Raw genomic sequence first — 13,966 nt, 5'->3', positions numbered from 1 at the left:
CGTCAGGCTCCTGCCGGGCCGTTGGCGCTGCGCAGCTCCAGCGGCGCTTGCGGCTGACGGCTCAGGGCCGTGCGCTCGCCGCGAAAGTGCGGCAGGATGTGCTCGCCCAGGCGGTAGGCTTCCTCCAGGTGCGGGTAGCCGGCGAGGAAGAACAGGTCGATACCGATGGCGTGGTACTCGCGGATCCGCGCCACCACGTTTTCGTAGCTGCCCACCAGGGCGCAGCCCGGCGGTATGCCGATGTAGCCGAAGCCGGTCCAGACATTGGGGTGGATGAAGAAGTCCTCGAAGCCCTGGGTCTCGTTCTTCTGTGCGAAGCCGTTCTCGTAGCTGAGCTTGCGCGCGGTGCGCAGCCCGGCATGGGCGGCCACGGCCTTGACCGCGCCCTTGGCGATGCCCTCGTCGAAGAAGCGCTTGGCCTCGGTGCGCGCCAGTTCCTCGGTTTCCCGGGTGATGACGTCGATCGACAGGCCGAAGCGGATATCGCTGCGGCCGTACTGCAAGGCGCGCTCACGAATATCGGCGATCAACGCGGCGATCTCGTCCGGGTGCTCGGCGCGCATCAGGTAGAAGTCGGCATGCTTGGCGGCGAATTCCCGAGCGGCGATGGACGATCCCGCGGTGCAGATCAGCGGCAGATCGGCCTTCTTCAAGGGGCCGCGCAGGCCGCCGCCTTCGGCGCGGTAGAACTGGCCCTGGTAGTGGAAGTTCTCGTTGTGCCAGTAGCCCTTGACCACGTCCATGAACTCGGTGGCACGGGCATAGCGCTCATCGTGGTCGCTGAAGTCGCCGACCTGGCGCTGAATGGCGTCCGAGCCGCCGTTGATGATGTTCCACACCAGGCGATTGCCGGTGGCGCGCTGGTAGGTGGCGGCCTGCTGCACCGCAACCCAGGGCGTGTAGTGATAGGGCTGGAAGGCGGTGACGAACTTCAGGGTGCGGGTTTCCCGGGCCAGCAGCGAGCACACGGTCCAGGGCTCTTCGCCGGAGGGCGCGTTGACCATCAGCGCGCCGCCGAAGCCGTTGATTTCCGCGGCCCGGGCGATCTGCCCCAGGTAGTCTATGTAGGTGAAGTGGTCGCCGACGCTGAAGCCTGAGACGGCACCGGTGCTGGGCCCGCCCCGGTGCCAGTCGCCGCGGTTGCGCGGGTCGCCGGGGAGGAACTGGGTTTCGCCGTGCAGGGGCAGGCGAGTGAAGAATTCGATGCTCATGGCTGGGCCTCCTGGCTATTGCACGCTGGGGTTGCAGACGGGGGTAATGGCTTGGCCGTTGATCACCTTGTGGGCGAACGGCACCGAGTCCTTGAGGGAGGCATTGACCGTTTCACTGTGGCCCAGGCCCTTGTACAAGTGGCCCTCGACCACCGAGCCGGCCTTGCAGGCGTCCTGCATCAGGGCCACCTGGGTGGCGGCGGCCGGGGTCTTGTCCTCGGCGCCGGTGCCGATGAACACCGGCTGGGCGGTTTTCAGGGTCGGGTAGGACACTTGTTTCTGCCAGGCCGCCAGTTGGCTGCCCTGATAGTCCTTCTTGGCGTTGGCCGGGGTCAGGCCGACCCCCACCACGTCGCTGACCAGGGACGCCAGGCAACTGGTACGGGCCTGCTCGAACAGCGGCAGGGCCTTGTCGGTGTAGAAGTCCCGGGGGTTGATGCTGGGGTCGTACTGCTGGGCGGCCAGCAAGGTGTAGAAACCGTAGGCCAGGGAGGCATCGACCTTGTTCGGGTCCTGTTCGCCGACATTTTTCGCGCCGATGGTGTAGATCACCCCGGTGCCGATGCTGCCCTTGACCCCCAGGTCCGGTGCGTAGGTGGAGGCGTAGGCGGCCGAGGCGAAGGCGCCGGCGCCGCCCTGGGACTGGCCGACGATCAGTACCTTGTTGGCCAGCCCGGGCACCCCGGCGACCACGGCTTTGGCGGCGTCGAGAATGCCGTAGGCGGCCATGCGGTTGTTCAGCAGCGGATGGCCGCCGGGCACGCCCAGGCCCTGGTAGTCGGTGGCGACAATGGCAAAGCCTTCGTCCAGCCAGCGGCTCAGGTACTGCACATCACGGTAGGAGCGGCCCTGCCAGGACGGCGCGCAGACATCCGCCACGCCCACCGTGCCATGGCCCCAGGAGGCCACCGGCCAGCCGCCGGCCGGGGCCTTGCCCTTGGGCAGGAACAAGGTGCCGGAGACCACCACCGGGGTCTTGCCGTCGATGCCGTCGGTGGAGCTATAGAGAATCCGTTGCGCGCTGGCAGCGTTGGGCAGGCTCAGGGTGGCTTCCAGGGGTTCGCTGCGCAGCAGCTTGCCCGGGGTCGGGGGGATCGCGTCCTGCCAGGTATAGAAGGCCGAGACCCGGCCGTCGCCCTGCAACGGGTCGGGCTTGGGCGCGTAGGTCGGGCCGGCCAGGGCCGACAGGGAGAGCGCCAGGAGGCTCAGGCCAAAGGTGAATTTTGCGGACAGTTTCATCAAGAAGACTCGTGCTCAGGGTTCAGGGATGGGTGGCGACCTGGCCGCGCAGGGCGGGCCAGTAATCACTCAGGTGCAGATCGATCAGCGCCTGGTTGGTGAAACCGGTGGCCAGGGCCGGGGTGATGTCGTAGGGCGTGCGGATCAGCTGGTTGGCCAGGGCGTAGTCGCTCAGCGCCTGATAGTGGGCCTTGAGCTGCTGGTCGCTCTTGGGCGCCCAGCGCTCCTTCCAGGCCACCGGGTCGCCCTGGTCGTCGCGGCGCAGCACGCTCTCGGCGGTGCCGGCGCGGGAGGACAGTTGGTAGTAGGCGTCCTGGTTCTGTTCCTGGGAAATCCACCAGGCGGCCTTGACCCAGGCGGTGGCCAGCAGTTGGGTAACCTCCGGGTGCTGCTCGATGAAACTGTCGGTGCCCCAGAGGTCGGAGACCAGGCGCCAGTCATTGGCCCCTTGCTTGGTGGACCAGATGATCCGGCCCACGCCCTTGTCTTCCAGGGCATAGGCCTCGCTGAGCAGCACCGCGGCGTCGACCTTGCCGGCGGACACCGCCGCCGCACCGACCTGGGGGTTGAGGTTGGCGATCTTGAAGTCGTCGAGCTTCAGGCCCTTGCTGGCCAGGAAGTTGCTGAAGGCGAACTCCCAGGGCCGGCCGCGATGCAGGGCCAGGCGCAGGCCCTTGAGGTCCTCGATGCTCTTGGCCGTGGACTGGGTGGGCACCACCAGGTAGATATTGTTGCCGCTGCCGCCGGGCACGATCAGCTTGCCGGGCACGCCGCCGGCGCCGGCGATCACCGACGGCAGGTCGCCACGCACGGCGAAGTCGATGCTGTTGTTGCTGAAGCCCTCGTTGATCTGCGGCCCGGCGCCGGCGTGGGGCAGGGCGATCCACTGCAGCTTGATGCCGCGCTGGCTCAGTTGCTGTTCCAGCCAGCCATCCTCGATCACCCGCCCGGCGATGCCGCCGAACACCGGCTTGCCGCCCTGGGTGAAGGCGACGATGGCAATCTTCACCGACTCGGGGGCCGGGTTGGCCAGGGCCGTGACACTGATCAGCAGCCCGGCCATAACGGCCAGGGTATTGCGCCATAAACCTTGCATTGCACTCTCCCTCAAAAAATAAGCCCTCAGCCCCGCCAGCCCTGCGCCGGATATCGCGGTGTTCTCCTGTAGGAGCCGGCTTGCCGGCGAAGAGGGCCCTTGAGCCTTGCCTCGCCCTTGCGAGCGCCTTCGCTGGCAAGCCAGCTCCTACGAGGGGCGGTGGTGGGTACTGGTGTCGGAAGGGATAGAGCAGATTGCATGCCAGGGCCGCTACAAAGCGCTGCAGGCCTTGCCCGGCAAGGGCTTCAGGCAGATCGACAGGCCCTGGCCCAAGCCGCCGCTGCTGATCTGCGAACAGGCAGGTGCTGGCCGATTGCTGCTCCAGCAGCAGGTGGGGAGCACCCTCCAGACATATTCACAAAAGGAATATCTAAAGATTAATTAATAATTATTTAGTCTAAATATCTTCGTGCACTATTGAGCCCGCGCTTTTACTGCCAGGAATGCACCATGTCGCTGATCACTCATCCAAACGCCCGTGAATTGACCAAGTCGGTACGGGCCACCGTTCTGGTGTTCAAGGACCCGCGCTCCCAGGAATTGCTCAGTCGCATCGAGCGCCTGGCCCCCAGTGAGGCCAATACCCTGATCATTGGCGAGACCGGCACCGGCAAGGAACTGGTGGCGCGCCACATCCATCACCTGAGCCGCCGCGGGCGCGAGCCCTTTGTCGCGGTGAACTGCGGGGCCTTTGCCGAAACCCTGGTGGAAAGCGAACTCTTCGGCCATGAGAAAGGCGCCTTTACCGGTGCCACCACCCATAAGGCCGGCTGGTTCGAAGCGGCCAACGGCGGCACGCTGTTTCTCGACGAGATCGGCGACTTGCCGCTGAACATGCAGGTCAAGCTGCTGCGGGTGCTGCAGGAGCGAGAGGTGGTGCGCCTGGGCTCGCGCACGCCGATCCCGATCAATGTGCGGCTGGTGGCGGCCACCAACGTCAACCTCGCCGATGCGGTGGTGGCCGGGCATTTTCGTGAAGACCTGTTCTACCGCCTGCACGTGGCCACCATCCGCCTGCCGCCGCTGCGCGAGCGCCCGGGGGACATCCTGCCCCTGGCCGAATTCTTCCTTGAGGAACACTGCCAGCGCCTGGGCTACAACCGTGCCTCGCTGACCGAAGAGGCTGAACGCAAGCTGCTGGAGCACAGCTGGCCGGGCAACATTCGCGAACTGGAAAATGCCATCCACCACGCCTTGCTGGTGTGCCGCCAGCAACGGGTGGCACCGGGGGATCTGCACCTGGTGGACATGCGCTCCTCCGGCATCCGCCAGGAACAGGCGCCCCTGGCCGTCCCGGGGCCTCAGGCGCCGGCAGACCTGGGCCGGGCCTTGCAGGCGCTGTTCGAGCAGAACATTCCCGACCTGTACGAGCACATCGAGGAAACGATCTTTCGCGAGGCCTATCGCTACTGCCATGGCAACCAGTTGCAGACCGGGCGCCTGCTCAACATCAGCCGCAACATCGTGCGCGCCCGGCTGGAAAAGATCGGCGAGTTGAACAAGCCCCTGGCGACTTCCGCTTCCTAGATCCGCTTCCTGGACCCGAGAACCGGCCCGGGGCTTTTTTTGCCCGGGGCGGTTGACGCCTGCCGGCTTGATCTTTAGTCTTCGGAACGATCATTCCAGAAAGGTAATAGCCGTGCGTCCCAAGGAGTTCGACCCCGAGCAGATTGCCGATGCGGCCATGCAGGTATTCTGGCAGCGCGGTTACGCCGCCACGTCCATTCAGGACCTGGTGGAAGGCACCGGCCTGAGCCGCAGCAGCCTGTACAACGCCTTCGACAGCAAGCACGGCCTGTACACCTGTGCCCTCAAGCGCTACCAGCAGATGACCAGCGCCAATATCGAGCTGCTGGGCGCCGACGCACCCGCCAGGGAACTGGTCCGGCGATTGCTGATGCGCATCGTCGACAACGAGCTGGAAGACACCCGGCGCCTGGGCTGCCTGGCGGCCAATGCTTCCCTGGAAATGGCCGGGCAGGACGCGGCGGTGGCTCAGCTCGTGGCGCAGAATTTCCAGCGTATCGAGGCGGCCCTGGAGCAGGTGCTGCGTCGCGGCCAGGAGCAGGGGGAGATCGACCCGCAGAAGAATCCCCGGGCCCTGGCCAGCTTTGTGGTGTGCACCGTGCAGGGCTTGCGGGTGCTGGCCAAGGGCAGCCTGGCGGAGCAACGACGCCAGCGCCTGCTGGATGTGGTCGAGGTGGTCCTGGCCAGCCTGTAGCAGCCGGCGTGCCGGCGAAGGGCCCCTCACAATCTGCATCAGGTTCCAGGGCGTCTTCGCTGGCAAGCCAGCTCCTACAGGGCTGGGCTTTTTTTGCCTTTTATTGGAATGATCATTCCATAATTAATTCAACATGGGAGAGACACAGATGGCCAAGCAACCAGGATCCATTGCGGTATTAGGCATCGGCATCATGGGCGCCGCAGTGGCGCGCAATCTGCGGCGCAAGGGCTTTGCGGTACGGGCCTGGAACCGCACGCTGCAACGGGCCCAGGCGCTGATCGCGGACGATATCCAGGTATTTGCCGAGCCCGCCGAGGCGGTACGCGGGGCGCAAGTGATCATCACCCTGGGCAAGGACGGTGCCGCCGTGCTGCAAGCCATGCAGCAGGCACGGGACGGTTTCGAGCCTGGGGCGCTCTGGCTGCAGATGGCCACCGTGGGGATCGAGGCCAACGACGAACTGCAAGGCTTTGCCCGGGATGGCGGGCTGGTCTTCTACGATGCCCCGGTGCTGGGCACGCGCCAGCCTGCGGAGCAGGGCCAGTTGGTGGTATTGGGCGCGGGCCCCGAGGCTCATCGGCCGGCGTTGCAGTCGCTGCTGGAGGCCATCGCCAAGCGTGTGCTCTGGGTTGCCGAACAGCCGGGAGCCGGCAGCCGCCTGAAGCTGGCCCTCAACAGCTGGGTGCTGGCCCTGACCCACGGCGCCGCGGAAAGCCTGGCCCTGGCCAAGGGGCTGGGGCTGGACCCGGCGCTGGTGGTGGAACTGGTCAGCGGCGGGCCCCTGGACAGCGGCTATTTCCAGGCCAAGACCCGGGCCATGCTCAGTGGCGACTACAGCCCCAGCTTTACCCTGGCCAACGCCCTGAAAGACGCCGAATTGATGGTGGCGGCGGCCGCCAGAGCCGGGGTCCGGCTGGATCTGGCCGAGGCCGGAATCCAGCGTTTCCAGCGCGCCCTGGAGCAGGGCCATGGCGACAAGGACATGGCGGCCTCCTACCTCGGCTGAGCGGTTTCTTCTAGCGCTGATGCAGGCGCTGGCTTGCCAGCGAAGGCGCCCGTGAGTCGGGCGCAGGGGCTGAGGGCCTCTTCGCCGGCAAGCCGGCTCCTGCGGGAGCCTGCGCGGTGTATCTGCCTGTTGTAGGAGCTGGCTTGCCAGCGAAGGCGCCCGTGAGTCGGGCACAGGGGCTGAGGGCCTTTTCGCCGGCAAGCCGGCTCCTACGGGAGCCTGCGCGGTGTATCTGCCTGTTGTAGGAGCTGGCTTGCCAGCGAAGGCGCCCGTGAGTCGGGCGCAGGGTCTGAGGCCCATTCGCCGGCAAGCCGGTTCCTGCGGTGATTTCTGGTCTTCTTGTGTGAGTATTCTTTCATGAACATTTGCGTACCTTTGCCGACCGCCTCCAGCAGGCTGCCGGTCTGGCGCCTGCTGGCCTTTACCCTGGCCGGTTTCATCGCCATCGTCACTGAGACGCTGCCTGCCGGGCTGTTGCCGCAGATCAGCCAGGGCCTGGGCATCAGCGAGGCCATGGCCGGGCAGTTGATCAGCCTGTATGCCCTGGGCTCGGTGGCGGCGGCGATTCCGCTGATCGCCGCCACTCGCAGTTGGCGCCGTAGGCCCTTGCTGTTGCTGGCCATCGGCGGCCTGTTGCTGTTCAACAGCCTGACCGCGTTGTCGACCCACTACCTGCTGACCCTGGCCGCGCGCTTTGCCGCGGGCATGGCGGCGGGGCTGGTCTGGGGCCTGCTGGCCGGCTATGCCCGGCGTCTGGTGGTGCCCGAGTTGCAGGGCCGGGCCCTGGCGGTGGTGGGCGTGGGCCAGCCGATCGCGCTGTGCCTGGGGGTGCCCCTGGGGGCCTGGCTGGGCACCCGAATGGATTGGCCGCAGATCTTCTGGGGGCTGTCGCTACTGGCTCTGCTGCTGTGGTTCTGGGTGCGCCTGGCAGTGCCGGACTACCCCGGCCAGCCGGCCCACCAGCGCCAGCCGATCGCGCGGATCTTTCTCACCCGGGGCCTGCCCCAGGCGCTGCTGGTGATCTTCGTGTGGATCCTGGCCCACAACATTCTCTACACCTATATCGCGCCGTTCCTCGCGTCCCTGGGCTTGGCGGCCTCTCTCGACCGGGCGCTGCTGGTGTTCGGCCTGGCCTCCCTGGTGGGGATCTGGCTCACCGGGCTCGGGGTCGACCGCTGGCTGCGCGGGCTGACCCTGTGCAGCCTCGCCGGTTTCGCCCTGGCGTGCCTGCTGCTGGGGATCGCTGCCAGCCAGCCCTGGCTGGCCTGGCTCGGCATTGGCGCCTGGGGCCTGACCTTCGGTGGCGCCCCGACCTTGCTCCAGACCGCCGTGGCGGATGTGGCCGGGGAGGGGGCGGATGTCGCGCAATCGATGCTGGTGACCATCTTCAACCTGGGCATTGCCTGCGGGGGTATGGTCGGCGGCCTGCTCTTGCAACGCTATGGTGCGGCGTCTTTTCCCTGGGCCATGGCCGCCCTGGCGCTGGTGGGCCTGATGCTGGTCTGGGGCGCGCGCAGCCATGCCTTCAAGCCGGGTCAGCGCTCTGCCTGCTGCGCCTGAGGTTGGGCGTCGCGAGCCTGTTGCAGCAGGCTCGCCCATTCATTGGCGAAGCGGTGGCAGTCCCCGGGCCAGCGTGCGGTCAATAGATTGCGGTCGCGGACCACAAAACCGCGCTCGGGGTGCTCTGCCGAATCCCGGCGGGGCAGCCAGGGCCCGGGCAGAAAATCCGCCGGGCTGGCCAGGGCCGCCTTGATCTCTTCTTCGACGCTGTGGTCGTAGGTGCGGTAGTAGCGCCCCAGCCACGGCGCGGTGACCAGCCAGGCCGCCAGCTCCATGGGGCCGGCCAGCAGGGCGGTGACCTTGCGCCCATGGAGCACCGAGCGCCCGCTGGCCGGATCGATGCAGCGCGCCAGGGCCAGGGGGCCGTGGCACACCGCGGCCACGGGTTTGTCGGCCTGGAAGAAGGCCAGGATGATCCGCCGCACCTCCTCGGATTCCAACAGGCTGCGCATGCCCCGGGCGTGGCCGCCGGGAATCAGCAAGCCCTCGTAGGCCGCCGGGTCGACCCCGGCATAGGGCAGAGGGCTGCAAAAGGCCGGGTCGCGGGTCATGGCGTGGTAGCGGGCCAGGTCGGCCGCCGGGGTCATCAACAACGGGTTGAGCGGGCCGAACCCCAGGCTCACCAGGCGCGAATCGGCGTAGGCCGGCATCCCCAGGGGGGTGGCGAACTGCGCGGCAAAACCGGCGTCCCGGGCAGCCTGCCAGGGCAGGCTGCTTTCGCTGGGGTCGTAGTCGGCGTGGGGCAGCAGAATCAGGATCATCGCGCGGGCTCGCAGCACCTAAGGGTGCGTTGCAGGTTAGCAGCCCGCCAGGGGATGCCGGCACGCCGCTGTTGCGCCGTGCCGGCATTTGTCACTTGGCCGCGGCGGCGCGGGTGCGTTCGATGTCCTGCACCAGGCCGTCGATGCGTTGCAGTTGCTCGCGGTTGTCGTGGTCCCAGGGGTGAAAGCCCGGCTTGAAGAACTGCAGCCAGGGCAGGGCGATCCGCGGGAACACCCCCTTGGGGCCGTAGAGGTACTTGACCACCTGCCACAACCCGCGCCAGTGGCCGCCGCGACGGCGGTCGGCGATCAGCATGCGCACATGGAAGTCGAACACCACCAGCCAGAAGCCCAGGGTGGTGAACAGCATGCTCCCGGTGCGGATCAGGTAACGCTTGGGCCCGGGCTTGATCACGCTGTTCCAGACGTCGTAGGACACGGCCTTGTGCTCGGTTTCCTCGAGGGCGTGCCACAGCCACATCTGCCGGTAGCCCGCCACCGAATTGCCGAAACGGCTGGGGTCGCGCAGCAGCAGGTCGGCGAGGATTGCCGTGTAGTGTTCCAGGGCTACGGTGATCGCGAGGTTGAAGGCCGGCGGGAAGTGCTTCTTCTGGAAATCGAGGAAGAAGCGCAACCGCCGGTCCAGCAGATGGGCCGGCAGCCCGGCGTCCTGCAGCAGGTCGTTGTAGCGCAGGTGCTCGCGGCTGTGCATGGCTTCCTGGCCGATGAAACCCTGGATCTGGCGCTTGAGCTCGGGGTCGTGAATCTGTTCGCGGTAGTGGCGCACGCTGTCCATGAAGAACAGCTCGCCGGAAGGAAACAGCAGGGACAACGCATTGAAGAAGTGGGTCACGTGGCTGCCTTGCTCGTGCCAGTCGCAGGCGCGTTCGGCAGGCAGTTCGACCTTGATGTCGCGGCGGATGGGCAGCATGGCTGTCGCTCCTCTAGACATGAAAAAGGGTGGGCGGCGCTACAGGCCGCGTTCGTCCTGGGGCTCGTAGACCGCCGGCCGCGTCTTGCCCGGCTTGGGCGCCATGCGCCGGCTGGCCCACACCACCAGGGCCTGGTAGGCGCTGGGCAGCAAGCGGATGAACAGGTCGAGCAAGTGCGCGTCGCGGCCGATCAGCACCCGGCGCTTGTTCTTGCGCACCCCCAGCAGGATCACCTTGGCGGCGGTTTCGGCGGAGGTGATGAAGAGTTTTTCGAAGTCGTCCCGTGCCTGCTGCTCGTTGTCGATCAGGAAACCCTTGACGTTGTCGCTGATGCGGCTGGTGCGGGCGATATCCGTGCGGATGCCCCCCGGGTGCACGCAGGTGGCGGAGACCCCGTGGCCTTGCAGGTCCAGCTCCTGGCGCAGGGATTCGGTAAAGCCGCGCACGGCGAACTTGGTGGCGTTGTAGCCGCTCATGCCAGGCTGGGAGAACAGCCCGAAGACGCTGGAGGTGTTGATGATATGGCCGTCGCCGGATTGCCTGAGGTAGGGCAGGAAGGCCTGGGTGCCGTGGACCACGCCCCAGAAGTTGACGTCCACTATCCACTCCAGGTCCGCCAGGCTCGAACCTTCCACGGTGCTCGACAGCGCCACTCCGGCGTTGTTGAAGATCAGGTTGATCTGGCCGTGTTCGGCGGCGCTGGCGGCGGCCCAGGCGAACATCGCTTCGCGGTCGCCGACGTCCAGTTCCTGGCTGCTGATGCGCAGCGGCAACAGGGTCGCGGCCCGGGCCTGGGCCACGGTCTGTGCCAGGCCCTGGGGGTTCTTGTCGGCCAGGGCCAGGTGACAGCCCTCACGGGCCAGGGCGACGGCCAGGGCGCGGCCCATGCCGGAGGCGGCGCCGGTGATGGCGGCGACTTTACCGTTAAAGTTTTTCATTGAGAGCGGCCTCTTCAAGGTGCAGGGGGCGCGCGGCGGCCGGTGCGGCGGCGGGCTGGGTGTGGGGCAGGTGGCTGGCCTGGTAGTCCTGCAGCTCGAAGTGCTGCAAGGTCTTCTTGAAGCTCCAGGTGGAGCCCGGCCAGAGGGTGGTGTTCTGCCCGCTGCGCGGGTCCAGGTACCAGCTGCGGCAGCCCCCGGTGGACCAGATGGCCCCGGCCAGGCGCTGCTGCAGGCGCTGGTTGTACTGGCTTTCGACCTGGGGCCGGACTTCGATGCTGGCGATACGTTCGCGCTGCATCTGGCCCAGGGCCTTGAGGATGTAGTCCACCTGGGCCTCGATCATCAGGATCATCGAGTTGTGCCCCAGGCCGGTGTTGGGGCCGACGATCATGAAGAAATTCGGAAAGCCCGGCAGGCAGGTGCCCAGGTAGGCGTGGGCGCCCCGGGCCCAGCTGTCCATCAGGTCCTGGCCGTGGCGGCCGAACAGCAGGCCCCGGGGGATCGGGTCGGTGGCCTGGAAACCGGTGCCGAAGATGATGCAGTCCACGGGGTGGCGGCTGCCGTCTGCAGTGATCACCGCGTCGCCGTCGATGCGCTGGATGTCATCAGTGATCAGCCGCACGTTGCCCCGGGTCAGGGCCGGGTAGTAGTCGTTGGAGATCAGGATGCGCTTGCAGCCGATGGTGTAGTCCGGGGTCAGGCGCTGGCGCAGCATCGGGTCGGGCACCTGTTTGCGCAGATGGCGCAGGGCCACGCGCTGCACCACTTTCATCAGTCTGGGCCGGCGGGCGAAGGCGATCACCCGGCTTTCCAGGGCCCAGTACAGCGCCGAGCGCACCAGCCGCTGGGTGAAGGGCAGGTGCTTGAAGGCCCAGCGTTCCACCGCGCTGAGCTCGCGGTCGGGCTTGGGCATGATCCACGGCGGGGTGCGCTGGAACAGCTTGAGCTGAGCCACCCGCGGGGCGATTTTCGGCACGAACTGGATGGCGCTGGCGCCGGTGCCGATCACCGCCACCCGCTTGCCTTGCAGGGCGTAGCGGTGATCCCACTGCTGGGAGTGAAACCGCTTGCCGGTGAAGGTGTCGAGCCCGGGGATGTCCGGGATCGCCGGGCGCGACAGGCCACCCATGCCGGAGATCAGTACCCGCGCACTGACTTCCCGACCATTGCTGAAGCGCAGGTGCCAGCGCTCCCGGGCTTCATCGAAGACCGCCTGTTGCAGGCCCATGTTGAAGTGCAGGTAGGGCGCCAGGGCGAAATCCCGGGCGCAGTTTTCCAGGTATTCGCGGATTTCCGGCTGGGGCGCGAACTGCCGGGTCCAGTTCGGGTTGGGCGCAAAAGAGAAGGAATAAACGTGGGATTGCACGTCGCAGGCGCAGCCGGGGTAGTGATTGTCGCGCCAGGTGCCCCCCAGGGACGCGGCGTGTTCGGCGACGAAGAAATCCTCTATCCCCGCTTGCTTGAGCTTGATCGCCATGCACAGCCCGGCGAAGCCGGCGCCGATGATGGCGATGTCAACGACCTCGGGGTCGTTGGGTGGCGAGTACGCATTCATGGTGTGTACCTCGATTGTAATGATGCTGCTGGGTGACTTTCGTCAGTGGGTGAAAACTCAGGATTGCACAATTTAAAATAATGTTTTAAAAATTAATTTAAATAAATTACCTGAAAATGTCACCTGCGCTGGTCGCCTGTGGATTTTGCGGGGCTCATCCAGGCCATGGGTGAGGCGTCACAGGCGGCACCAGGCCAGGGCGACACGCCACACCGCCAGGTCATTCCGATCACGGGCGAACGGCGCAGGGAAGCTGAGGGGGCGGGTTATGGAGTGGCTGGTAGCGGCAGCGGTATTCCTGGCGGTCAGTGCGGTGCTCTGGGTGGTGAGTTTTCGTATCAACCGCCGGATTGAAAGCCAGGTTCCGATCAACGGACGCTTTCTCGAGGTCGGTGGCGAGCGCATTCACTACACCGATGAGGGCAGGGGCCCGGCGCTATTGATGATCCATGGCCTGACCGGCTGCGGGCGCAACCTGACCCACTCCCTGGCCCCGCAACTGCGCGAACGCTTCCGGGTGATCACCATCGATCGTCCCGGTTCGGGCTATTCCACCCGGGCCCGGGGCGCCGCGGCAGACCTGCCGGCCCAGGCCAGCCTGGTGGCCAGGTTCATTCGTACCCTGGACCTGGGCCAGCCGCTGGTGCTGGGGCATTCCCTGGGCGGTGCGGTGGCGCTGTCCCTGGCCCTGGACCATCGGCAATCGGTGTCCGGACTGATCCTGGTGGCCCCCTTGACCCATCCGCAGCGCATGTTGCCGCTGGTGTTCCTGTCCCTGGCAGTGCGCCCGGCTTTCCTGCGGCGCTGGATGTCCCTGACCCTGGCGGCGCCCATGGCCATGCTCGGGCGCCGTGGCCTGGTCAAGTCGGTGTTCGCCCCGGACCCGGTGCCCGAGGATTTCGCCGAGCGTGGCGGCGGGTTGCTGGGGATGCGTTCGGACAGCTTCTACAACGCCTCCAGCGAAATCGCCGTGGTCAACCGTTCGCTGCCGGGCATGGTCAAGCATTACCCCAGCCTGAAGCTGCCGGTAGGGCTGATCTATGGCTCGGCGGACCCGGTGCTCAGTTACCGCCGGCACGGTGAGTCAATGGTCGGCAAGGTGCCGGGGCTGTCCCTGGAGATCGTCCAGGGCCGGGGCCACATGTTGCCCATCAGCGCAGTCGAGCGGGTGGTGGCCATGGTCCAGCACGTCGCTTCCCAGGCTGCGCCACAACGCAGCGCAACCATCCTGCACCCGCCGTTCGCGGCTTCAAGAGCAAGTTGAGGGCGTGGTGGGGGGCGGTTTCGAGCGCCCCTGCCGCGGCGTCGACAGCAGCTGTAAATGCTTCACGGGCGACATTCGAAACAAGCCGAAAAAATAGTTGACGAGCTAACGAACCCGAGCTATTTTTTTAAAAAAATGTTTTGAATGTTTTTTTTGAAAGTGCAATTGAGCGATTAAAAA

The 13,966-nt window shown here is 66.4% G+C and carries 13 protein-coding genes; 6 read left to right on the top strand and 7 right to left on the bottom strand.

Going from position 1 to position 13,966, the window contains the following annotated elements; translation table 11 throughout:
• Positions 1-2: 2 nt before the first annotated feature.
• Genes M2395_RS06300 through M2395_RS06290 form a run of 3 tightly spaced genes read right to left on the bottom strand, consistent with a single transcriptional unit; the run spans position 3 to position 3,546 of the window.
• Positions 3-1,211, bottom strand: coding sequence for an LLM class flavin-dependent oxidoreductase (locus M2395_RS06300; RefSeq protein ID WP_123430807.1), 1,209 nt, complete (start codon positions 1,209-1,211; stop codon positions 3-5).
• A gap of 15 nt (positions 1,212-1,226) precedes the next feature.
• Complete coding sequence (locus tag M2395_RS06295; RefSeq protein WP_011061212.1) at positions 1,227-2,450, bottom strand: lipase family protein; 1,224 nt, start codon at positions 2,448-2,450, stop codon at positions 1,227-1,229.
• A 22-nt stretch (positions 2,451-2,472) separates the two neighbouring features.
• Positions 2,473-3,546: an ABC transporter substrate-binding protein gene (locus tag M2395_RS06290; protein ID WP_123430806.1), complete on the bottom strand. Its 1,074-nt coding sequence runs from the start codon at positions 3,544-3,546 to the stop codon at positions 2,473-2,475.
• A gap of 172 nt (positions 3,547-3,718) precedes the next feature.
• On the opposite strand from M2395_RS06290, the gene M2395_RS06285 reads away from it, so the two are divergent.
• The 5 genes from M2395_RS06285 (at position 3,719) to M2395_RS06265 (ending at position 8,336) form a co-directional block, all read left to right on the top strand.
• A complete protein-coding gene (locus M2395_RS06285; RefSeq protein WP_172681997.1) occupies positions 3,719-3,931 on the top strand; it encodes a hypothetical protein in 213 nt (70 codons plus the stop codon).
• A gap of 65 nt (positions 3,932-3,996) precedes the next feature.
• Positions 3,997-5,073 (top strand): sigma-54-dependent Fis family transcriptional regulator, encoded by a 1,077-nt coding sequence (locus M2395_RS06280; protein WP_011061215.1) that lies wholly within the window; start codon positions 3,997-3,999, stop codon positions 5,071-5,073.
• Positions 5,074-5,185: 112 nt separating this feature from the next.
• Positions 5,186-5,767, top strand: a complete 582-nt coding sequence (locus tag M2395_RS06275; protein WP_011061216.1) for a TetR/AcrR family transcriptional regulator — start codon at positions 5,186-5,188, stop codon at positions 5,765-5,767.
• A 148-nt stretch (positions 5,768-5,915) separates the two neighbouring features.
• Positions 5,916-6,776 carry an NAD(P)-dependent oxidoreductase gene (locus M2395_RS06270; protein ID WP_015635555.1) on the top strand — a complete coding sequence of 287 codons (861 nt, stop codon included), beginning with the start codon at positions 5,916-5,918 and terminating at the stop codon, positions 6,774-6,776.
• A gap of 357 nt (positions 6,777-7,133) precedes the next feature.
• On the top strand, positions 7,134-8,336 hold the full coding sequence (locus M2395_RS06265) for an MFS transporter (RefSeq protein ID WP_123430804.1): 1,203 nt from the start codon (positions 7,134-7,136) through the stop codon (positions 8,334-8,336).
• Here the strand turns inward: M2395_RS06265 and M2395_RS06260 are convergent.
• The 4 genes from M2395_RS06260 to M2395_RS06245 form a co-directional block, all read right to left on the bottom strand.
• Positions 8,312-9,097 (bottom strand): type 1 glutamine amidotransferase domain-containing protein, encoded by a 786-nt coding sequence (locus M2395_RS06260; RefSeq protein WP_041118136.1) that lies wholly within the window; start codon positions 9,095-9,097, stop codon positions 8,312-8,314. The genes M2395_RS06265 and M2395_RS06260 overlap by 25 nt on opposite strands.
• Before the next feature lie 91 nt (positions 9,098-9,188).
• Complete coding sequence (locus M2395_RS06255) at positions 9,189-10,028, bottom strand: metal-dependent hydrolase (protein ID WP_011061220.1); 840 nt, start codon at positions 10,026-10,028, stop codon at positions 9,189-9,191.
• Between the two features lie 39 nt (positions 10,029-10,067).
• Complete coding sequence (locus tag M2395_RS06250; protein WP_011061221.1) at positions 10,068-10,967, bottom strand: SDR family oxidoreductase; 900 nt, start codon at positions 10,965-10,967, stop codon at positions 10,068-10,070.
• A complete protein-coding gene (locus tag M2395_RS06245) occupies positions 10,954-12,522 on the bottom strand; it encodes an NAD(P)/FAD-dependent oxidoreductase (protein ID WP_123430803.1) in 1,569 nt (522 codons plus the stop codon). The genes M2395_RS06250 and M2395_RS06245 overlap by 14 nt, the downstream gene beginning before the upstream one ends.
• A gap of 268 nt (positions 12,523-12,790) precedes the next feature.
• On the opposite strand from M2395_RS06245, the gene M2395_RS06240 reads away from it, so the two are divergent.
• Complete coding sequence (locus M2395_RS06240) at positions 12,791-13,786, top strand: alpha/beta fold hydrolase (RefSeq protein ID WP_015635560.1); 996 nt, start codon at positions 12,791-12,793, stop codon at positions 13,784-13,786.
• Positions 13,787-13,966: the final 180 nt, after the last annotated feature.

Source organism: Pseudomonas sp. BIGb0176 (assembly GCF_024810175.1).
Classification (GTDB): domain Bacteria; phylum Pseudomonadota; class Gammaproteobacteria; order Pseudomonadales; family Pseudomonadaceae; genus Aquipseudomonas; species Aquipseudomonas protegens.
Note: the sequence above shows the minus strand (reverse complement) of the source record. Positions and strands in the feature narration are given on the sequence as shown.